Here is a 21,261-nt window from a genome sequence, read left to right as displayed (position 1 = left end):
CCAGCTGCGGACAACTCACGTGCGCCATCGATCGTCGTGGTGGCCTCCGGCCATGCCGCGACCCTCATGGGCGAATTCGATCGCTACCGTCGTGACTACGACATCACCTGTGCGGCATCGGCAATCGAGGCGATCACACAGCTGAGCAGGCTGCGTAGCGACGGGCGGCCCATCGCGATGATCGTGGTCGAGTCTGAATTGCCCGACATGAACCTGCTCGAGGCACTCGCGACCTTCCGGAGTATCGTGCCGACCGCACGTCGAGTGGTAGGCATCCACTGGTCGGTGTTCATGGAGCGATCCGAGACTCTGCGGCCCGCGCTGCAGAAGGGCAAGTTCGACACATTTCTGTTGATCCCGCGCGGCCCGCGCGACGAAGAATTCCACTACGCCATCACCGAACTGCTCTCCGACTGGGGAGCAACGGTCGCCGCACCGGAAGTGGAGGTCATCCGGATCGTCAGCACCGAACTCACGGCGCTCACCATGTCCATCCGAGACTTCCTCGACCGGATGGGGATGCCGTACCGCACGCACATGCCGGACAGTCCGGAGGGCCGCGCCACCATCGACTTGTTCAGCCGGACCGATTCGCGCACACCAGTTCCCGACACCCTGGTCCATTCACTGCGCGGTGACACCACCTCGGTCATCGCGCCGACGTCGGTCCGTGACGTCGCGGTGCTGCTCTACGGCCGACCCTCCGACATCTCGGTTGACACCGTTGTCGACCTCGCCGTGGTGGGGGCCGGGCCGGCCGGTCTCGCAGCCGCCGTGTACGCCGCCTCCGAGGGATTGCGGACGGTCGTCATCGAGTCGGAGGCGGTGGGCGGGCAGGCAGGTGCCAGCTCGATGATCCGCAACTATCTCGGGTTCCCGCGCGGGATCTCCGGGATGCGACTCGCGCAGCGGGCACGGACGCAGGCGCTGCGTTTCGGCGCGCGGTTCCTGACCGGGTGGCCGGTGCAGCGTCTGCTGATCGAGGAGGCGCTGGCGCCCTATCGTCTCGTGACCGACGGCGGCGAGGTATGCGCTCGGTCGGTCCTCATCAGTACGGGCGTCGCCTATCGACGCCTCGGCGTGGCCGCGTTGGAGGAACTCGTCGGTGTCGGCGTCCATTACGGCGCCGCGATGAGCGCCGCACGCGAGATGGACGGGCAGGATGTCTTCGTGGTCGGCGGCGGCAACTCCGCCGGTCAGGCAGCCATCCACCTGGCGCGCCATGCGCGCTCAGTCACAATCGTGGTGCGGCGCCCGGATCTGAGTTCGACGATGTCGGACTATCTCGTCGGGGAGATCGCATTCAATCCACGCATCACCGTGCGCGGGTCAAGCGAGGTCGTCGACGGTGGTGGTTCCGGCAGGCTGGAGTGGGTGATGTTGCGCGACAATCGCACCGGACGCGAGCAACGCTGCGCGGCCGGTGGACTGTTTCTGCTGCTGGGTGCCTCCCCACATTGCGACTGGCTGCCCGAGGTGGTGGAGCGTGACGATGACGGGTTCGTGTTGACCGGCCGCGACGTACCCCGGCAGCGGTGGCCTGGCGACGTTCCGCCTGCCGAACTGACCACCAGCGAACCCGGCCTGTTCGCGGCCGGTGACATCCGTTCGGGGTCGATGAAGCGAGTCGCCGCCGCCAGTGGGGAAGGGGCCAGCGTCGTCCCGCTGGTGCACACCTGGCTGGCCACTCTGCGGGAAGCGCAGACGTCCTAGACTTCCCACTCCTGATCGCGCACCCCGCGATAGATTCCGCGGCGGACGATCCAAGGCTGCAGGACGGTGTCGATCGACCATGCGGGCAGCCGGAACCCTCGACCATCGGGGGTGAAGATCTCCAGTCCGTCGCGCTGGACACCGAGAACCGACCCCCAGCGATGCTGTCGAGGACGATAACGGCGCCGGTGGCCACCGCGCAGTGTGGCGCGCACATTGTGTGCGACCAGTCGGTCGGCCCGGTTACGCGCCGAGTTGCGCAGGGGATCGGTCGCCGCCACATCGCCGAGCGCGAAGATGCGCTCGTGCCCGGTCACGCCGAGATCGTCGTCGACGCGGACGAACCCGTGTTCATCCAGCAGATCGGCGGGCAGCCACTCGGTGTTCGGACGCACCGCTCCGACCGCCCAGACAACGGCGTCGGCATGTGCCGATGGCTGACCGGTGCTCCAGTGAACGGGTCCGGTACCGATGTGGTCGATCCCGGAGCCGGCGGGAAGTCGGGCGCGATGCCCCGGGTGCAGCTCGACACCATAGCCCTCGAGGCGGGCCCGCACCTGTTGCCACACCCGCGGATGATGACCGGGTAACGCCCGGGAGCCCGGAAAGTACAGGTGCACGTTCTTGTTGGGCCATACCGCGGCCACGTTGGCCGCACTGCTGATCGCGGCCGCCCCACCGCCGATCACCGCAATGCTCGTCGCAGCGCGCAGACGTGCATGTGTCCGCCTGAGGTCGTCGGCGATGTCGGCCGCGGTCTGCAGCGTCGGCTGCCGCCAGAAGCCGTTGCGCACCCCAGTGGAGATCACCAGCACGTCGTAGGGTTCGGCGACGGTCGAGCAGTCGCTGCGCACAACCTCCACCCGCCGCTGACCGGTGTCGAGACCGACGAGTGTGCCGTGCACGGTCCGCACCCGGTCGAGTCCGCGAAAGCGGTCGAACCCGATCCAATAATCGCGGCTCCACACGTCGGGTCGCGCAATCCGGGTGCCCAGTTCCTGCCCGCTGAGCAGCCCGGGTTTCGACGAGATCCCGACGATGTCGATAGCCGCCCGAGAACCGGACCGAGACAACGGAACCGGCGATCTGCCACGCGCCAGATGGAGCGCGGTGAGCAACCCGCTGTCACCCATGCCGGCGATCACGACCCGCGGTCGCCGTCGGTGCGCGCTCATCGGCGAGTCCGCACGGCACCGCCCGCGCGCGGTGGCCGCGGCACGAACCGCGGTACCCGGTCGATCACCGACTGGTAGCCGGGTCGTCGGGCGAGGCTGCGCCGCTCCATCATCGGGATGCTCGCGCCCTCGAACAGAGCGAGCATCACCGCGGCGCCGATGAACAGCCACCAGGCGTCCGCCGGAGACGCCGCCACCCCGAACAGCGCGAGCGAGAACCAGAACGAGAACTCACCGAAATAGTTCGGGTGGCGCGACCATCCCCAGACGCCACGATCCATCACATCGCCGCCGCGAGCGGACCGGACGAACCGGCGCAGCTGCCCATCGGCGATCGTCTCGAGTCCGACAGCCGACAACCCCACCAGGAACGCCACGACGACCAACCAGGTCGGGCCCTGGGCCGGGTGGGTCACCGCAACATAGGCCGGCACCATCCCGGCGAACACCTGCAGGGTCGGGATCACATGGATGGCGAACAGGTCCACCGGCAGCTCCCACCGACCGGCGTCGGCGCGCAGCTGTGCGTAGCGCCAATCTTCGTGGTGCAGACCGGGGAACGTACCGACCCAGTTCGCGGTCAAGCGGACCGCCCACACCGCAACCACGATGAACAACAGCCAGGTACGGAGATCGTCGACGCCGAGGTCTGACTGCCACCACCAGTACCCGAGCAGCAGCGGCGGGATCACGCTCCAGTACGCGTCGTAGAAGCTGCTGTTGTGGTGGACCCGGCTGAAACCGAAGATGACGACCGTGGCCAGCAGGTCGGCGATCAACGTATCGAGCCACAACACACCGGTCGCGGGTCCCCACAGCAACCACAGCACCGCGACCGCGATGGCGAGCAGGTAGGCGAATGTGACCCGGACGAGTGCAGTGACCCGACCCGACGGCGATTGGCGCGACATCTGGCTGCTCAGATGAGCGTCGCCAGCTGCTCGATCTCGGGCACGCTGCCGGGCGACACCAGCATCATGGTGACGCCGGCGGCCTCCCACCGCTTGACCTCCGACCGCACGTGTTCGATGTCACCGACGATGGCCGAATCGGCCACGACTTCGTCGGGTATCACCTGTGCGGCCTCGTCTTTGCGGTTGCTGCGGAACAACGCGGTCACCTCGTCGACGACGTCGGCGTAGCCCATCCGCCGATACACCTCGGCGTGGAAATTCGTGTCCTCGCTGCCCATCCCGCCCATGTAGAGCGCGAGGAACGGTTTGATCGCCTCGTAGGTGGCGGCCCGGTCGTCGGTGATGACGATCTGGGCGGTGGCGCAGATCTCGAAGTCGGCGCGCGTGCGCCGGGCCCCCGGCCGTGCGAATCCCTCGTCAAGCCACTCGTTGTAGGTGTCGGCGAGTCGGGGCGTGTAGAACAGCGGCAGCCAGCCGTCGGCGATCTCGGCTGCCAGGGCGATGTTCTTGGGGCCTTCGGCGCCCAGCATCACCGGGATGTCGGCACGCAGCGGGTGCGTGATCGGCTTGAGTGGTTTACCCAGTCCGGTGACGTCGTCCCCGGTCAGCGGCAACCGATAGTGTGGGCCCGTGCTGGTGACCGGCGCCTCGCGGGCCCACACCTGCCGCATGATGTCGATGTACTCACGGGTTCGCGCGAGCGGCTTGGCGAATCGTTGACCGTACCAACCTTCGACAACCTGCGGACCCGACACACCGAGCCCGACGATGTGGCGGCCACCGGACAGGTGGTCGAGGGTGAGTGCGGCCATCGCGCAGGCGGTCGGGGTACGTGCCGACAGCTGCAGCACCGACGTGCCGAGCCGGACGCGTTCGGTTGACGATCCCCACCACGCCAAGGGGGTATAGGCATCCGATCCCCACGCCTCGGCGGTGAAGACGGCGTCGAATCCGGCGGCCTCGGCCGCCCGGACCAGCTCGGCATGGTTCGTTGCCGGCTGTGCACCCCAATATCCCAGCTGTAACCCGAGTTTCATGCTGCTCCCCACATCAGACCGCCGTCGCGACGGCTCCGTGCAGTTCACCGTAGCCGGTCACGGTCGATCGTCGCGGCAACATGGGCAGCCAGCGCCAGACAGGACGTCAGGCCCGGACTCTCGATGCCGAACAGGTTGACGACACCGGCGACGCCATGGTCGGTCGGCCCCTGCACCAGGAAGTCGGCGGCCGGTTCTCCCGGGCCGGTCAGCTTCGGTCGGACGCCGGCGAAGTCCGGCTGCAGGGCGTCGTCGGGCAATCCGGGCCAGTAGCGGCGGATGGCGGCGTAGAACGCATCGGCCCGGGCCGGATCGACGACATGCTCAGCGTGGGCGACCCATTCCACATCGGGACCGAAACGTGCGATGCCGTCGAGGTCGACGGTCAGATGGACGCCGAGGCCACCGTCCACCGGCACCGGATAGATCAACCGCTCGAATGGTGCTCGGCCGGCTCGCAAGCCGAAGTAGCTCCCCTTGGCGAGGTGCCGGAGCGGCACCCGCTCGGCCGGGAACCCGGTCAGCGATCGCGCGAGCCCCCAGGCGCCCAGACCCGCGCAGTTGACCACCGTCGCGCAGACGATGGCACCGATGTCGCGGACCGTGAGTTCGATCCGACCATCCGGTCGAACGCGGCCCCCTGTCACGTCGCTGCGCAAGGAGATCACCGCTCCTGCCTGCTCGGCGTCGCGGCGAAGCGCACCCATCAGACCATGGGCGTCGACGATTCCGGTCGACGGCGACCACAACGCAGCCACGCCGCACACCTCGGGCTCCATCTCCGCCAGTTCGGTCCGACCGATCCGTCGCAGATCGTCGACGCCGTTCTCGCGCGCACGCTGGGCGATACCGTCGAGTGCGGCGAGCTGATCGGTGTCGGTGGCGACGATCAGTTTGCCGGTCCGACGGTGCGCGACATCGTGATCGGCGCAGTAGCGATACAGGAGTTCGCGGCCGGCCACGCACATCCGTGCCTTCAGGCTGCCCGACGGATAGTAGATCCCGGCGTGGATGATCTCGGAGTTGCGGGAACTGGTCTGGGTGCCGATCGCGTCCTCACGCTCGAGGACCACCACCACGCTGAGACCGTCCCGGGCAAGCCGGCGCGCCACGGCTAGGCCGATCACACCTGCACCCACCACCACGACGTCCACGGACTCTGTCACGGTGTGCCAGCCTAGTGGCCCGCGAGCCGCCTGATGCGTAACCCACTGGCTCGTGACGCGAGCGGCCGCCGGTTCGGTGAGGAGCCCCGGTGCCTGCCCAGCGGCGTCGCGAAGGACCCTAATTCCACACGATGCGGGCCAAGGCGTCCCGATCCGCGACGTCGAGTTTGATGCAGGCGCGGTAGATGTGCCCCTCCACGGTTCGGATCGACACGGTGAGGCGCTCGGCGATCTCTCGGTTGCTGAGCCCCTGCGCCACCAGCGCGGTGATCTCCCGCTCCCGCGCGGTGACCGGCAGCGGCCGCGCGGCAGCACGGATGGCCGGTGTCGTCGCCGAGTCGCAGCGTGCGGCCAGCCGTGCGGAGCGCGCGGTCGCCTCAGCACACTCGCGTCGTCGTCCGGCCCGGTCGTACAACGGAACCGCCTGCGCGGCCGCATCGGCGGCCGAGAGCATCAGACCGATCTGTTCAAACCGCCCACTTACCACGCAGAGCGCGGCCGGGTCCGCATTCGCGACCGCGGCCGCATGCTGCACATAGAAGCCGACCACCGGACCCTGCACCAACCGGCCGACGTCGGTGAGACGCTGCGCGATCTGGCGGTCGCCGAACCGAGCCGCATGGTGCAACGCCTCGGCGGCTACCGCATACTGCCCCGAGCTCTGGGCCGAGTCCGCAGCCTCACCACACAACTCGATCGCCTCCCGAGGGCTCCCGGTCGATGCCGCGATCCAGGCACGCGAGATCGTGCGTTGCGGTTCGTGAAGGCGCAGGTGCGGTCCGGAGTGTTCCTCCGCGTCGTCGATCACCTGCTGCGCCTTCGCCACCTCACCGAGCGCAGCGTAGGCCCGGACCAGGATCAGCCGCGCGGGCAGCTGCCACGGCAGGGATGTCTCGGCGTTGAGCGCCGCCAGTGCCTGCTCGATCGCCGTCGCCGCAGTGCGGAAGGCACCGCGGTGGGTCGCGACGAGACCCGCCATGATCTTGGCGATCGCCCAGCCGACGAACTGGCCGGACGACGAGAACTCGGCGTACTCTACGGCGCGGCGGTCGGCCGCATCGAGGTCACCGACAGTCGCCAGCGCGAGCACATCGCCGTAGCGGATCATCACCTTGATCATGCCGTCGGTGGCCTTCTGCTCCGGACGGCATCGCGCCGCGATCGGCTCGAAATCCAGTCCACGACCGGCGACCGGCATCGCCAAACCTGCGCCGAATGCCGCGAAGTCTATTGCCTGAGAGGGTGATTCGGCGTCTGCGAGAACCTTCTCGGCCGCCTCGACGACCAAGCGCAGCGCCCGATGGCCCACCCTGTCACGCATCAGCTGCAACAGCCGGCCACTCTGCGCAACGTCGCCGATCGACCAGAACAGCCGGCTCATCCGCGGAACGCCCCACTGCACCAACTGCAGTTCGTCGAGATCGTCCGGGTCGTAGCCGGCCAGCACTTCATCGGATTCGGCGAACCGGCCCTGCCACAGCAGTGCCCGCGACAACAGTTCGGCTGCTGCGACACCGCCGCCGCGTTCGTGGGCGGCGCGGGCCAGCTGTTCACCGAGCGGGAGATTGGTCAGTGCCACCGCATCTTTGGCGGCCGAGATCAACAGCTTGGGCTCGATGTCCTGATCACCGTCGACGCAGAGCCGGGCGAGCCGGATCCGCTCGGCGGCCGAGGTGATCGGACGATCACGCAGGACCGCCACGATCCGTGAACGCAGGGTCCGAGTTCGACCAGCGTGTCGAGATCGAGTGGTTCGTACAATGCGAGCAACTTCAACGCATCCACCACGGCGTCACCGGCCCGATCGAGTCGCTCGTCGATCAACGCCACGAGTCCCGACGGCACGGCGGTGGGGCCACGAAGCTGCCAGACTTCGTTGTTCTCCGTGAGGTTTCCGGCCGCCAGCGCACCCTCGACCATGTTCCGCAGGAAGAGGGGATTACCACCCGACGATTCCCAGATCACGTCGGCGCTGAGACCTTCGAGAGTCCCGCCGAGCACCTTCTCGACCAGCTCGGTGCACTGCTCCTTGGTCAGCGGGTCGAGCTCGATCCGGGTGAGATACCCGTCCTTCCACAGCGTCGTGATGGCGTCGGGGACGGTCTCGCGGCTGCGAGCGGTGTTCGGCTCGGCGATCAATGCCTCTCGCGCCGACACGAGTGCGGCGATCGGATCGCGGGAGGTGCTCGGCGACAGACGGACCCACGGCGCAAAAGCACCCAGTGGAATCGCCCGGGAGGACTCCGTGCAGGCTGCCCAGTGCACCGGGGCACGCAGCGAATCGGTCACCGTTCGTGCCGATGTCGTCTTGCCGACCCCAGGGGGTCCGACCAGCATGACGCCGCTTCCCCCGTCGGTCAGGGCGGAAAGGATCGCCTGATGTTCGGAGGGCCGGCCGAGCAGCTGCCAACCGCCGTCCATGCGTCCTGAGTATAGGTGCCGCGCGCCGCTGCGGCGTCGTGAACGACCACTGTGATGAACGCGAAAGCGCCGCACGACTGGTTGTGACCTGGCACGGCAGATCGGGACACGGATCGGTCGCCAGGTGTTGGTCGTCGGGTCACGGCGTCGTCGGCGGTCGGTCACCGGCTGGTCAGATCGGCAGCTCCGATTCGTCGGCGGGTTCGAGCATCGGGGCGTGATTGACGCGATGACGATACTGACTCGACGCGTCGTACACACGCCGCTTGAGCCGGTTGATCGAGCGGGCGGTGTGCGTCGAGACCCCGCCACGAGTTGAACGACAGCACCTCGTCGCCGAACGCCCGGCGCTGCGGGGTATAGGTGTCCTGCACGGGATATCGGAGGAGCGCGACGGTACGATACGGCGAGCGCGCGGCGTCCCATTCCTTTGTCGCATCCTCGATCGGCATCTCCGCGAGGTCTGTGCACAACTGCACTTGTAGTTCGTATTCGGCCCCGTGGCAGGCGAAGAAGTCGATCACCGACTCGGCGAAGGCATTGACCTCACCGTTGGGCGGCATCGGCGCGCCCGCGAGCGCACGCACCTCCGGTGACCGTGGGATCAGACGCATCTTGGCGATGTGGTCACCATGGCGCAGCGGCGCCGACGTGTGGAAGGTGTCACCGAGGATATGGGTGTTCGGTTGCACGAACACCGCCAGGTTGTCGGGCAGCCTGCGCCCGAACCGGGGCAACACGTGCTTGTTCAGCGCGTCGAGTGCCTCACTGCCGAGTCGCAGTGCCGGATCGGACAGCCGGGCCAGTGCCCACGCCGTCCACATCCCACTGCGGCTGTATGCGTGCGCGTCGGCGAACAGGAATTCGCGATGGGTGACCATGATGAAGTCCTGGGTCCGCGCGGTGTCGTCGGGAAGCGCGCGCGGCCCCGATACGCCGATCACCTTGATGCCGAGTCCCCGAACTCCACGCAGTTGGTCGCTGCGGATCGCCCCGGACGTGCTCGACAGTCGTGCGATCACCGAGTAGGTCCCAGGCGCGGCGAACATTCCCTGCGCGAGCTCCGGGTCCAGTTCGTCGAGTACCGCCAGTGTGCCGCGCAGGATGCCGTGACCCTTCGCGTGCGCGTCGCGCAACCCTCGCTTGTACACGCGATATGCGCGCTCGTTGTTCGCGCGCAGTACGCGCACGATCTTCTCGATGTCGTCGGCCTCGTCGGCCCGCGGGGATTCGATGTCCTCGTGGAAACGCACATACGTCCGGCCGCCGGAGACGCTGTCGGTCATGGGGATCGGTCCTCTCTCGATGCCGCTGCGGATCTCCAGGGGGCGAATGGATTGGCAACTGAGCGCAACGCAGGTGTCAGGATCGGATGATGACGCAGCAGGACCGAGCGCATCGGCGAGTTCCGGACCCATGCCATACCGACCTCGGTGTACACCTCGGGGCGGAAATCGCTGGTAAAGAAGCGATCACAGGACAGGCGGCGCGAAGCCATCAGGATGAAGATCCGGAAGGCGGTGTCGCTGAAGCCGAATCCGGGCGGCTTGGCTTCGGCGTAGAGTCCGATCATCAGATCCAGCCGCTCGATGTCGCCGTAGATCTCCGCCAATTCGGTGGCGGTCGCGTCGTCACCGGTGAGTTCACGGAACGTCGTCACCGGTGCCATCCGCAGGGCGCGGCGAAAATCGTTGTAACGCGGCACTCCGCGTTCGCGGACCCGCATGATGTCCACGGTGGCGAGGTCGATCGGCGTCCCGTCGGGTCGTGCCAGGTTCTGCAGGGAACGCGGGAAGTTGTGCAACGACAGTTCACCCGGGTGTGCGCGCCCGAACGAGTAGAGCAGATCGGCGGCGGTGTTCGACGTCAGATGTCGTCGTACGTCCGCGGCGAGCAGATCGGCCATCGCGTGCCGCGCCACGACGCGGTCGTCGAGTCCACTGCGGAACGCCACCGTGTCGGGTAGCAGCGGATGCATGCGGTAGACGGCGACGAACTCCTCGGTGAGGGCGAACGGCACGCCGTTGTCGGCGGTCGCCGAGCCGGGGATGCCGGAGAGGAGCTCGTTGTCGGTGAAACATGCGATGCGTCCAGACATCCGCTCGCCGAGAAGTCCGAACCAGTTGCCGCGCATCGCCGCAACCGTGGTCGGATGCGCGATGATCGCCGGGGTCCAGTCCAAGGTGTGGATCTTGGCCATCGACGCCGCGTTCACCAATCGGGCGGTGTCGTACAGTTGTTGATCGGTCATGGCGGGGTAGGCGGACGCCAACCGGTTGGCGATCGCGTTGTGCTCGCGCAAGAACAACGAGTGCAACAGGGCAAGACCCACCCAGAAATTGGCGGCCTGACCATTCGGGTCGAGCAGTGCCTCGGTCTCCACGGGCGGCAACCCGACGTCGTCGAGCGCGATCCGCCCACCGTCGTGGGTGCGGATGCTCTCCGCGTAGTCGGCCGTCTCACCGTAGATCTGCGAGCCGTCCCACCAGTGCGACACCGTCGAGGCGAACACGGGCGGTTGATCGTCTGGTCCGGTCGGGTCGACCGCGGTACGCGCGAATGTCATCGGGTCATGCGGCCAGTCGTCACCGTCGGGTAGCCGGATGCGCCACGGATTTCCGGCCTGTGGCGCGTGGTTGAACCAATCGTGCACCTCGAACTGAATCCAGGCTGCTGCCAGCAGATTGAGCGTGGTGGCCGGGCGGAACTCGCGACGGGTCAACAGCCTTCGGCTGACCAGTCGAGGATTTGGTTCGCAGATGTCATCAGCGTTCTCGGGTGCGGTGCGCGCTAACGGCACGTTGCGGCCGAACCGGCTCCCGGCCGAACCCGCACGAGGCTCGCCGAGATCGTTGTAGGTGCCGTCCACGCTCCGCGCCCGGTGCTCGTCCGGCGTGCCGACCGGTAGCCGGGCGCCCGGTCGGCCCGTGTCGACGAGGTTGTACGCGCGCAGCTGGCTGCGCAGTCCCACCAGCACGGCGAGCCCGACCGGCGACCACAATCGGGACCAACCGACCACGCGATCGACACGTTCTGCAGTCTGCGCGAGTCCACGAGCGGTGGCGCTCCGTCGACGGGGTGTCGGTTCCGCACCCGCGGTGCGACGCGCGGATGTGCGCACCGAGCGAATCATCCCGACCATGATCACCTCCGACTCGTCCGGTTCCGAGTATGCGGGCACGTCGACCGAACGGCACGAGTAATCGACTACTCGAAGTACTCGCACCCGGCCCGCGGATCGATGCCGCACTCAGGTAGCGACGTACTCGTGTCGTCACCGACACCGCCGATGACGATGAAGGAGGTCGCGGCCGCGCGGCCGCTGAGAGAAAGGTGCAATGGTGATCGCACCCGTCGAGATCAAGGTGAACGTGGCGTCCCCGGTGACCGATTCGCTGGTGGCGCTGGATCTGCTCGACTCGCCACCGCTGTGGCGTGACATGTGGTTCGCCGAGGCGCGGGCACGTGACGATGTGGGTGCACTCCCGCTGCTGGCCGGTCGTCTCACGATCCGCCTGCGCAGCGGCGATCGGGACGACGTCACCGTCGGGGTGCGGCCATGCGACACCGATCGTCTGGTCGGACGGTGGCGTGCCCCGTTCGAGGAGACACATTTCTCCTATCGACTCGAACGGGACTGGTGTGGGGAGCGTCGAGAGGTCGCGGCCGCGGCGATCAGTCGTCGTCCGCCGGGCTCGGTGGCGACCGCGCTGCGCGACGGCGCGGATCCGGCACACATCCTCGACGCGGCGCAGCGACAATTCGTGGTCACCTGTACTCCGCGCGGGATACCCATCGACCATCTGGGAACGCTGGGACCGGTGACCTGCCAGACCTGGCCCGAGGTGGACCTCGACGGTTGCTCGGTTCAGGTGGAGAGGTGGTCGGTCGCCGACGTCGACCTGCTCGAACTCGCGCTGCGCCTGCAGCCGCACCCTGGCGAGACCGCAGCACAGTTCGAGGTCCGAGCGATGTCCGCGCACCGAGCGATCCGCGCGACGGTGACCCGGCGCGCCCTGTCGATCGCGGATTTCCGGGAATCCAAGACCCACCGCGTGATGACGGCGCTGAGAGCGACCTCCTGATACGAAACGGGTGGTGCGGCCTCCTGCCACACCACCCGTTCGACTAGTCCGTCAGACCTTGGCCTGCATCGAGCTACGGGCGGGGTTGCCCTGCTCGTCGACCTTGGGGTCGGGCTGGTCCTTCTTCTCGGTCACGCCGGACTTGATGCGAGCACCGATGTCGGGGTCGATTCGGGACCAGTATTCGAACGCCCGGGCCAGGACCGGCTCGGACACACCGTTGAGCAGATGGCCCACGACGTTGTCGACCAGGCGTTCGCGTGCCGCATCGTCGAGCACCTCGCGCACCATCGTGCCCGCCTGCCCCCAATCGTCGTCCTCGGGGTGGTCCACATATGCACTACGGACGATGTCGCCGTCCGCTGCCCACTGCGGCTCGCCCTGGCCTGCGTAGCTCGCGGCCGGCCCGCCCTTGGAGTTCGGCGCATACACCGGATCGGACACGGGGGTGATCCGCATGTGGCCGTCCTTGGTGTAGCTGTGCACCTCGTTGCGCGGCCGATTGACCGGGATCTCCTTGTAGTTGCCGCCGAGACGCGCACGATGTGCGTCGGCGTAAGAGAACACCCGGCCCAGCAGCATCCGGTCCGGGCTGAAGCCGATTCCCGGCACCACGTTGTTCGGCTCGAACGCGACCTGCTCGATCTGGGCGTGGTTGTCGGTGGGATTGGTGTGCAACGTCATCTTTCCCACCTCGTGCAGTGGGTAATCACCGTGCGGCCACACCTTGGTCAGATCGAAGGGATTGAACCGGTAACCGGTGGCGTCCTCATACGGCATCAACTGCACCTTGAGGGTCCAACTCGGGTGATCGCCCGCGGCGATCGACTCAAACAGATCCCGTGTGTGGAAGTCGGTGTCGGCCGCGGCCATCTGGTCGCCTTCGTGCTGCGTGAAGAACTCCACACCCTGATCGGAGATGAAGTGGTACTTCACCCAGTGCTTCACACCTTCGGCGTTGACCCACAGGTAGGTGTGCGATGAATAACCGTTCATGTGCCGCCACGTCTTGGGGATACCCCGGTCACCCATCAACCAGGTGACCTGATGCGCCGACTCCGGCGACAGCGTCCAGAAGTCCCACTGCATGTCGTGGTCGCGCAGATTGTTGTCTGCGCGACGCTTCTGTGAGCGGATGAAGTGCTGGAACTTCATCGGGTCCTTGACGAAGAAGATCGGCGTGTTGTTGCCGACCATGTCGTAGATTCCTTCGTCGGTGTAGAACTTCAGTGCGAATCCGCGAGGGTCGCGCCAGGTGTCGGGGCTGCCGCGTTCACCGGCAACGGTGGAGAAGCGAGCCACCATCTCGGTCTTGACACCGGGTTGGAACAACCCCGCGCAGGTGTACTGCGACACGTCCGCGGTGGTCTCGAATGTGCCGAACGCACCGCTGCCCTTGGCGTGGGGCTGGCGTTCGGGGATGCGCTCACGATTGAACTGTGCCATCTGCTCGATCAGATAGTGATCGTGCAGGACGATGGGCCCACCGGCGCCGACGGTCAGCGAATGCTCGTCGCTGCCGGCCGGTGCCCCGGAATCCCGGGTTGTGTAGATCGACGTGTTGTCGTCGGACATATCGCCTCCGAGAAGGTCTCATCCGCCTAAGGGCTGTGCAGTTGTGTGGACCCGAGCTGTTTGAGGTCCTCGGCCGATGCTACCCCGGCCGCGTGTCGCGCGGTCGTGGGTTTCCGGGCCCGTCGACGGATTGGGTGTGAATGATGTTGCAATCGAACCGCTTTGCTTGCCGTCGTGTGATCACACTACTGGGCCCCACCTCCCGACGCGGCGGAACGGAGCTTGTCCAGCAACGGTTTTGCGGCCGTCTCGAGGAACTCGGCTTGCGATTCGCCACCGATCTGGACAAGTGCGATATCGGTGAATCCCGCTTCCCAGAAAGGTCGCACGGCGTCGACGACGGCGTCGAGATCGGGCCCGCACGGAATCGATTCGGCCACATCCGCGGGTCGAACGTACTGGGTCGCCGCGGCGAACCCGGCGGTGGTCCGCAGGTCTGCGTTGACATCCCACCCGCCGCTGAACCAGCGGAACTGATCGTGGGCTCGGGCGACCGCGGCATCGCGATCACGATCCCAGCAGATGGGGATCTGACCGATCGCGCGGCTGTCGATGCCGATCGTCCCGGTGCCGTCCGTCGCGTTCCAGGTGTCGACAAGACCCGGATTCGGTTCGACCGCGATCAGGTGGTCGGCGAGCGGACCGAACTCCTCGATGCCCTGCGCGCCGGACACGGCCACGCCCAGCGGCACCGTCTCGGGCAGATCCCAGATGCGCGCGGCGTCCACCTGGAAGTAGTCGCCACGGAAGTCGACGAGGTCCCCGGTGTGCAACGCGCGGATGATCTCGATCGCCTCGGCGAGCATCGCCTGACGGTCGGCGACGGCCGGCCAGCCTTCCCCGACGACGTGCTCGTTGAGGTTCTCACCGGCTCCGAGGCCGAGGGTGAACCGCCCGTCGGCGAGCAACTGCAGGGTGGCCGCCTTTTGCGCGACGACGGCGGGGTGGTAGCGAATGGTGGGGCAGGTGACGTACGTCATGAGGTCCACGCGTTCGGTCGCATGTGCGACCGCCCCGAGCACACTCCACGCGTAGGGCGCATGGCCCTGCGCCGACAGCCACGGGAAGTAGTGGTCGCTGGACACCTCGAAGTCGAAGCCCACCTCCTCGGCGCCGACCGCGTACCGGACGAGTTCTTTGGGTCCGGCCTGCTCGGTCATCAATGTGTAGCCGAAGCGTGTGGGCATGGGGTGCGCTCCTTCGTCGAGCATCGGAGGAATCAGTCGTCCTCCGTGATTGCCTGCAGTACCGACGGGGTAACACCTCGAGTCGACATCCAAACCCAGGGGAGAGCATGACGAACGCATCCGGACACCGCGAATCACCCGACCGCGATGAGTCCACCCTCGCCGACACCGTGCTGCTCGACGTCGACGGCACCCTCATCGATTCCACCTACTTTCATGCGCTGGCCTGGATACGCGCTTTTGCAGCCCACGACCTGGCCCCGGATTGGTGGCGGGTGCATCGAACCGTCGGCATGGGCGGTGACCTCCTGGTCGGCGAGGTCTGCGGCCGGGATGTCGAGGACCGGCTCGGCGACGAGTTGCGGGCGGACTGGGCCGATCGCTACCGGCAATTGCTCCCCGAGGTCAGGGTGTTTCCGCGTGCCCGCACGTTGATCGATCAGCTACAGCAGGCCGGCCACCGGGTGGCGCTTGCCTCGTCCGGAGCCGAAGAGTTCACCGAGGCCGCGCTGCGGATGCTCGGGATGACCGGCGACGAGTTGGCGGCAGTCACCTCGTCGGAGGATGTGGACCGATCCAAGCCCGAGCCGGACATTCTGGCGACGGCACTGCAGCGCGCCGGCGGCGCCGGCGCGGTGGTGGTGGGCGACACGGTGTGGGATGTCGAATCGGCCAACCGGCTCGGCGCCAGGTGTGTGGCGGTCCGCAGCGGCGGCTTCTCCGAAGCCGAACTGACGGCGGCCGGCGCGGTGGAAGTGGTCGACGACGTGGGTGAGCTGGCCACCCGCCACTGGTTGCTCTGACGGCGGCTCGTTCGAACCTGGGCAACAGGCTGTGGGCATGGCACGATCACAACGTGTCCGAGTCGTCTGAAGCCGATCGCCTGCGCGACCTCGCGCGGCTGCGACGCGTTCGCGATCGCATCGATCGCGACTACGCCGAGCCGTTGAACGTCGAAGCATTGGCCCGTGGCGCCCACATGTCCGCCGGACACCTCAGCCGCGAGTTCCGACGGGTCTACGGCGAGTCCCCGTACTCGTACCTGATGACACGGCGCATCGAACGTGCCATGGCACTGCTGCGGCGGGGCGATCTGACCGTGACCGACGTCTGCTTCGCGGTCGGCTGTTCGTCGCTGGGCACGTTCAGTACCCGATTCACCGAACTCGTCGGTGTGCCCCCGAGTGTCTACCGGGAACGGGAGAGCGGGGCCGAATCCACCGCGGGGATACCGGCGTGTCTGGCCAAACAGGTCACCAGACCGGTCAGGAATCGAGAAGCCGCGAGCCGTTCTCCGCGTCTAGCGTGAGTCCCATGAGCATCGTCATCCAGTACACTTTCCTGCCGCAGACCGATCCGGACGCCGCCCTCGGGTTCTATCGGGACATCCTCGGATTCGAGGTTCGCAAAGACGTCGGATACGAGGGGATGCGGTGGCTGACCGTAGGACCACCGGATCAACCGCAGACCTCGATCGTGCTGCACCCACCTGCCGCGGATCCCGGGATCACCGACGACGAACGGCGGGTGATTCTCGACCTCATCGCCAAGGGCAGCTTCGGCGCGGTCACCCTGGCCACAGATGACCTCGACGGACTGTTCGAGAAGCTCGAGGCCGCCGGCGCCGAGGTGCTGCAGGAACCCACCGATCAGCCGTACGGAGTCCGCGACTGCGCGTTCCGCGATCCGGCGGGCAACCTGATCCGTATCGACCAACTGCAGTGACCACAGTCCCGCCGCCACGAAGATGTGTGGATACCGAACCGGGCATGCCGTCGTCGAACACCTGTCGACGCCAAGCCACCAGACGCCACCGGAGACCCTGACCGACAGTGCATCACAACGAGTTGCCCTGACCACGTGCGCCGACCCGACCAGATGGAGATCCTGTGAGCGCCCCCAGCACGACGTCACGATCCACACCCACGTCGCCTGACACCCACGTCGCCGACACCCACGACCTGATCCGGGTCACCGGAGCGCGCGAGAACAACCTCAAAGACGTCAGCCTGGAGATCCCCAAGCGTCGACTGACCGTGTTCACCGGCGTCTCCGGGTCGGGGAAGAGTTCGCTGGTCTTCAGCACGATCGCCGCCGAATCACAACGGATGATCAACGAGACCTACAGCGCGTTCGTCCAGGGTTTCATGCCGAATCTGGGGCGGCCCGACGTCGACGTCCTCGAGGGACTGACCACCGCGATCATCGTCGATCAGGAACGAATGGGCGCCAACCCGCGTTCGACTGTCGGGACCGCGACCGATGCGAACGCGATGCTGCGCATCCTTTTCAGCCGATTGGGCACACCGCACATCGGCTCACCGCAGGCCTTCTCGTTCAATGTGGCGTCCATCAGCGGGGCCGGCGCGGTGACGGTCGAGAAGGCCGGTCGAAAGGTCAAGGAGCGCCGCAGCTTCTCGATCACCGGCGGCATGTGTCCGCGCTGCGAGGGACGGGGCTCGGTCTCGGATTTCGACCTGACCGCGTTGTACGACGACTCCAAGTCGCTCAACGAAGGCGCACTCACCATCCCCGGCTACAGCATGGACGGTTGGTACGGGCGCATCTTCCGGGGTTGTGGCTGGTTCGATCCGGACAAGCCGATCCGCAAGTTCACCAAGCGCCAACTCGACGACCTGCTCTACAAAGAGGCCACCAAGATCAAGGTGGACGGGATCAATCTGACCTACCTCGGCCTCATCCCGCAGATCCAGAAGTCGTTCCTGTCCAAAGACCGTGAGGCGATGCAGCCGCACATCCGTGCCTTCGTTGATCGCGCGATCACCTTCACCACCTGCCCCAAATGTGACGGGACCCGGCTGACCGCGGAGGCCCGCAGCTCCACCATCGCCGGAAAGAGCATCGCCGACCTGTGTGCCATGCAGATCAGCGACCTCGCCGAATGGGTGCGTCAGCTCGACGAACCCTCGGTGAAACCCCTGCTCGGTACGTTGAGCCAGACGCTGGACTCGTTCGTGGACATCGGCCTGGGCTATCTGTCCCTGGAACGCCCGGCGGGCACGCTATCCGGGGGAGAAGCACAGCGCACCAAGCTGATCCGTCATCTGGGATCCTCGCTGACCGACGTGACCTACGTGTTCGACGAACCGACGATCGGTCTGCACCCGCACGACATCGCACGGATGAACGACCTGCTCCGGCAATTGCGCGACAAGGGCAACACCGTGCTGGTGGTGGAACACAAACCGGAGGCCATCGCGATCGCCGACCACGTGGTCGATCTCGGTCCCGGCGCCGGACGGGACGGCGGCGAGATCGTCTTCGAGGGGACAGTCGAGCAGTTGCGTCAGGCCGACACGCGAACGGGCCGGCACCTCGACGACCGAGCCCGGATCAAGGAGTCGGTGCGGACGTCCGACGGCGCCCTGGAGATTCGCGGCGCCGATATGCACAACCTGCGCGGCGTCGACGTCGACATCCCGCTCGGGGTACTGGTTGTGGTGACCGGGGTGGCCGGCTCGGGCAAGAGTTCGCTGATCGACGGGTCGCTGGCCACTCGCGACGGAGTGGTGTCGATCGATCAAGGCGCCATCCGCGGGTCGCGACGCAGCAACCCGGCCACGTACACGGGGTTGCTCGATCCGATTCGCAAGGCGTTCGCCAAGGCCAACGGGGTGAAACCAGGACTGTTCAGCGCCAACTCCGAAGGTGCCTGCCCGAACTGCAACGGCGCAGGGGTCATCTACTCGGACCTGGCGATGATGGCCGGTGTCGCCACACCCTGCGAGGTGTGCGAAAGCAAACGGTTCTCCGCCGACGTGCTGGAGTACACATTCGGCGGTAAGGACATCAGCGAGGTCCTCACCATGTCCGTAACGCAGGCCGAGGAGTTCTTCGGGTCGGCCGACGCCAAGATCCCGGCGGCGCACAAGATCCTCGTCCGGCTGCGGGACGTCGGGCTGGGCTACCTCACCATCGGTCAACCGCTCACCACACTGTCTGGTGGCGAGCGGCAACGGCTGAAGCTCGCCGCTCAGATGGGAGACAAGGGCGACATCTACATCCTCGACGAGCCCACCACCGGCCTGCACCTGGCCGACGTGCAACAGCTGCTCGAGTTGCTCGATCGACTGGTCGACGGCGGGAAGTCGGTCATCGTGATCGAGCACCACCAGGCGGTCATGGCGCACGCCGACTGGATCGTCGATCTCGGCCCCGGTGCGGGTCATGACGGCGGCCGGATCGTCTTCGAGGGCACCCCGGCCGACTTGATCGCCGATCCGAAAACGCTGACCGGCACACACCTCGCCGACTACGTCGCGACGCAGTAGTTCGGTGTGCTTCGCAGATTTCGGTGACGTGGCCGGATACCCGTCGTAGACTACTTTTGAAACATCTGTAGCGATTCGTTCCTTTGGTGCTCCGTTCCTGCGCTACTCGGTCCGGAGGGATCGGAGCACCGGGGGTGATGACATGGGCGGGAGCGCTGGAGTGAACGCGAAGAAGACGATGCAGTCGACGCTGGGCAAGGTCAGCAAGGCCTACCCGAGTAAGCCGCGGCCGCTGGCCGAACCGCCGGCCGGTTCGGGCCTCAAGCCGGTGATGGGTGATGCGGGCATGCCGTTTCTCGGCAACACACTCGAAGCGCTCGCCGACCCGCTCGCGAGCGCGATGGAGCGGTACGAGAAGTACGGCCCGGTTTCGTGGTCGGGTTCGCTCAACATGAACATCGTGACGCTCATCGGCCCCGAGGCCATCGAATGCGGATGGATGAACCGCGAGAAGGCATTTTCCAGCGAGCAGGGCTGGGAACCGATGATCGGCCCCTTCTTCCGTCGCGGCATCATGTTGATGGATTTCGAGGAGCACATGCATCACCGTCGAATCCTGCAGCAGGCCTTCACCAGGCCTCGACTCAACGGATATCTCGACATGATGACACCGCACATCGAGAAGACCCTGGCGAACTGGGACGTGGGCGCCGGGTTCCCCATGTACTCACGTACCAAGGACCTCACTCTGTCGTTGGCCACCGAAGTCTTCATGGGTGCGTCACTCAACGAGAGCGAAACGCATCGCCTCGAGAGCGCCTTCGAGGCCGCGGTCCGCGGCGGACAGGCAATGGTGCGCGCGGACGTCCGCGACTGGACCTGGGCGCGGGGGCTGCGTGGACGAGAAGCGTTGCAGCACTACTTCCGTTCGGAGATCGCCGCTCGTCGCGCCGGTGACGGCGACGACCTGTTCAGCGTGCTCTGCCACAGCCAGGACGAGGACGGCAATTCGTTCAGCGACGAGGACGTCGTCAACCACATGATCTTCGTGATGATGGCCGCCCACGACACCAGCACCATCGCCTTGTCGATGATGACCTATTTCCTGGGTCGCCACCCGCAGTGGCAGCAGCGACTCCGCGACGAATCGCTGGCGCTGGGCAAATCAACCATCGACTACGACGACCTCGACAAACTGCCCAGCCTCGACCTGGCCTTCAAGGAGACGCTCCGCATCAACGCGCCGGTGGGCATGTTGTTCCGAAAGACGGTGGCCGACACCGACATCCTCGGGCACTACGTGCCCAAGGGCACCCTGGTCAGCATCCATCCGTGGGCATCGATGCTGCGCGAGGAGTGGTGGCCCAACCCGACCCACTGGGATCCGGACCGGTTCTCCCCAGAGCGCCGCGAGGACAAGGTCCATCGATTCGCGTGGGCACCGTTCGGTGGCGGCGCCCACAAGTGCATCGGCCTCTACTTCGGTGGCATGGAGGTCAAGGCGATCATGCACCAGTTGCTGCAGCGTTTCGAGTGGTCCGTTCCGGCCGATTACCGACTCGATCTGACCTACGGCACCGGACCGACCCCCGCAGACGGATTGCCGATCGACATGCGTCGTCGGGTGATGCACGAGGTGCCGCCGCGCGCCTGAGCTGGTGCCGTTGCCTTCTGGTGAGCAAACGTGAGCATTGCTGCTGTGTCTGCGGTGTCATCAGGCAGCCTCGCCTTGCGGTGAGGCGGTCCCCGTCTGACC

The 21,261-nt window shown here is 66.5% G+C and carries 14 protein-coding genes and 2 pseudogenes; 7 read left to right on the top strand and 9 right to left on the bottom strand.

Features of this window, described 5'->3' with window-relative positions:
- Nucleotides 1–66 precede the first annotated feature (66 nt).
- Complete coding sequence (locus ACIGKQ_RS18990; protein ID WP_396574694.1) at nucleotides 67–1,713, top strand: FAD-dependent oxidoreductase; 1,647 nt, start codon at nucleotides 67–69, stop codon at nucleotides 1,711–1,713.
- Here the strand turns inward: ACIGKQ_RS18990 and ACIGKQ_RS18985 are convergent.
- From ACIGKQ_RS18985 to ACIGKQ_RS18955, 7 genes and pseudogenes are all read right to left on the bottom strand, one after another.
- On the bottom strand, nucleotides 1,710–2,888 hold the full coding sequence (locus tag ACIGKQ_RS18985; protein WP_396574683.1) for an FAD-dependent oxidoreductase: 1,179 nt from the start codon (nucleotides 2,886–2,888) through the stop codon (nucleotides 1,710–1,712). The genes ACIGKQ_RS18990 and ACIGKQ_RS18985 overlap by 4 nt on opposite strands.
- Entirely contained in the window at nucleotides 2,885–3,799 is a 915-nt protein-coding gene (locus ACIGKQ_RS18980) for a DUF1295 domain-containing protein (RefSeq protein WP_266063454.1), read from the bottom strand. The genes ACIGKQ_RS18985 and ACIGKQ_RS18980 overlap by 4 nt, the downstream gene beginning before the upstream one ends.
- Nucleotides 3,800–3,807: 8 nt before the next feature.
- Nucleotides 3,808–4,839 carry an LLM class F420-dependent oxidoreductase gene (locus ACIGKQ_RS18975; RefSeq protein WP_396574682.1) on the bottom strand — a complete coding sequence of 344 codons (1,032 nt, stop codon included), beginning with the start codon at nucleotides 4,837–4,839 and terminating at the stop codon, nucleotides 3,808–3,810.
- 44 nt (nucleotides 4,840–4,883) lie between these two features.
- Complete coding sequence (locus tag ACIGKQ_RS18970) at nucleotides 4,884–6,005, bottom strand: NAD(P)/FAD-dependent oxidoreductase (protein ID WP_396574681.1); 1,122 nt, start codon at nucleotides 6,003–6,005, stop codon at nucleotides 4,884–4,886.
- Between the two features lie 118 nt (nucleotides 6,006–6,123).
- A pseudogene (locus ACIGKQ_RS18965) lies at nucleotides 6,124–8,426 on the bottom strand (LuxR C-terminal-related transcriptional regulator).
- Nucleotides 8,427–8,598: 172 nt separating this feature from the next.
- Nucleotides 8,599–9,712: pseudogene (locus tag ACIGKQ_RS18960) on the bottom strand (catalase family protein).
- Nucleotides 9,709–11,568, bottom strand: a complete 1,860-nt coding sequence (locus ACIGKQ_RS18955; RefSeq protein ID WP_396574693.1) for a peroxidase family protein — start codon at nucleotides 11,566–11,568, stop codon at nucleotides 9,709–9,711. Before ACIGKQ_RS18955 ends, ACIGKQ_RS18960 begins: the two are co-directional and overlap by 4 nt.
- A gap of 196 nt (nucleotides 11,569–11,764) precedes the next feature.
- Here ACIGKQ_RS18955 and ACIGKQ_RS18950 point away from each other — a divergent pair, with 196 nt between their 5' ends.
- A complete protein-coding gene (locus ACIGKQ_RS18950; protein ID WP_396574680.1) occupies nucleotides 11,765–12,511 on the top strand; it encodes a hypothetical protein in 747 nt (248 codons plus the stop codon).
- Nucleotides 12,512–12,562: 51 nt separating this feature from the next.
- Here ACIGKQ_RS18950 and ACIGKQ_RS18945 read toward each other — a convergent pair whose 3' ends face one another.
- Together ACIGKQ_RS18945 and ACIGKQ_RS18940 are read right to left on the bottom strand one after the other, a co-directional pair.
- A complete protein-coding gene (locus tag ACIGKQ_RS18945; protein WP_266063457.1) occupies nucleotides 12,563–14,086 on the bottom strand; it encodes a catalase in 1,524 nt (507 codons plus the stop codon).
- A gap of 185 nt (nucleotides 14,087–14,271) precedes the next feature.
- The gene (locus tag ACIGKQ_RS18940) at nucleotides 14,272–15,273 is read right to left on the bottom strand and encodes a TIGR03557 family F420-dependent LLM class oxidoreductase (protein WP_328715786.1); all 1,002 of its coding nucleotides are present in this window, start codon (nucleotides 15,271–15,273) and stop codon (nucleotides 14,272–14,274) included.
- Nucleotides 15,274–15,380: 107 nt separating this feature from the next.
- Here ACIGKQ_RS18940 and ACIGKQ_RS18935 point away from each other — a divergent pair, with 107 nt between their 5' ends.
- From ACIGKQ_RS18935 to ACIGKQ_RS18915, 5 genes are all read left to right on the top strand, one after another.
- Nucleotides 15,381–16,076, top strand: coding sequence for an HAD family hydrolase (locus tag ACIGKQ_RS18935; protein ID WP_396574679.1), 696 nt, complete (start codon nucleotides 15,381–15,383; stop codon nucleotides 16,074–16,076).
- Nucleotides 16,077–16,129: 53 nt separating this feature from the next.
- Complete coding sequence (locus ACIGKQ_RS18930) at nucleotides 16,130–16,582, top strand: helix-turn-helix transcriptional regulator (RefSeq protein ID WP_266063459.1); 453 nt, start codon at nucleotides 16,130–16,132, stop codon at nucleotides 16,580–16,582.
- Between the two features lie 5 nt (nucleotides 16,583–16,587).
- Nucleotides 16,588–16,998, top strand: coding sequence for a VOC family protein (locus ACIGKQ_RS18925; protein ID WP_235724771.1), 411 nt, complete (start codon nucleotides 16,588–16,590; stop codon nucleotides 16,996–16,998).
- A 164-nt stretch (nucleotides 16,999–17,162) separates the two neighbouring features.
- Nucleotides 17,163–19,565: an ATP-binding cassette domain-containing protein gene (locus ACIGKQ_RS18920; RefSeq protein ID WP_396574678.1), complete on the top strand. Its 2,403-nt coding sequence runs from the start codon at nucleotides 17,163–17,165 to the stop codon at nucleotides 19,563–19,565.
- Nucleotides 19,566–19,743: 178 nt separating this feature from the next.
- Nucleotides 19,744–21,159 (top strand): cytochrome P450, encoded by a 1,416-nt coding sequence (locus ACIGKQ_RS18915; RefSeq protein ID WP_235724876.1) that lies wholly within the window; start codon nucleotides 19,744–19,746, stop codon nucleotides 21,157–21,159.
- Nucleotides 21,160–21,261: the final 102 nt, after the last annotated feature.

It is taken from the genome of Gordonia sp. NPDC062954, from assembly GCF_044543825.1.
Taxonomy (GTDB): domain Bacteria; phylum Actinomycetota; class Actinomycetes; order Mycobacteriales; family Mycobacteriaceae; genus Gordonia; species Gordonia tangerina.
This window is presented reverse-complemented; position numbering and strand designations above follow the sequence as displayed.

Excerpts from the sequence above, each read along its gene's own strand:
- ACIGKQ_RS18985 (WP_396574683.1), bottom strand. The coding sequence starts at position 2,888 with ATGAGCGCGCACCGACGGCGACCGCGGGTCGTGATCGCCGGCATGGGT.
- ACIGKQ_RS18915 (WP_235724876.1), top strand. The coding sequence starts at position 19,744 with ATGCAGTCGACGCTGGGCAAGGTCAGCAAGGCCTACCCGAGTAAGCCG.
- ACIGKQ_RS18935 (WP_396574679.1), top strand. The coding sequence starts at position 15,381 with ATGACGAACGCATCCGGACACCGCGAATCACCCGACCGCGATGAGTCC.
- ACIGKQ_RS18980 (WP_266063454.1), bottom strand. The coding sequence starts at position 3,799 with ATGTCGCGCCAATCGCCGTCGGGTCGGGTCACTGCACTCGTCCGGGTC.
- ACIGKQ_RS18975 (WP_396574682.1), bottom strand. The coding sequence starts at position 4,839 with ATGAAACTCGGGTTACAGCTGGGATATTGGGGTGCACAGCCGGCAACG.
- ACIGKQ_RS18925 (WP_235724771.1), top strand. The coding sequence starts at position 16,588 with ATGAGCATCGTCATCCAGTACACTTTCCTGCCGCAGACCGATCCGGAC.
- ACIGKQ_RS18940 (WP_328715786.1), bottom strand. The coding sequence starts at position 15,273 with ATGCCCACACGCTTCGGCTACACATTGATGACCGAGCAGGCCGGACCC.
- ACIGKQ_RS18955 (WP_396574693.1), bottom strand. The coding sequence starts at position 11,568 with ATGGTCGGGATGATTCGCTCGGTGCGCACATCCGCGCGTCGCACCGCG.
- ACIGKQ_RS18950 (WP_396574680.1), top strand. The coding sequence starts at position 11,765 with ATGGTGATCGCACCCGTCGAGATCAAGGTGAACGTGGCGTCCCCGGTG.
- ACIGKQ_RS18990 (WP_396574694.1), top strand. The coding sequence starts at position 67 with ATGGGCGAATTCGATCGCTACCGTCGTGACTACGACATCACCTGTGCG.
- ACIGKQ_RS18945 (WP_266063457.1), bottom strand. The coding sequence starts at position 14,086 with ATGTCCGACGACAACACGTCGATCTACACAACCCGGGATTCCGGGGCA.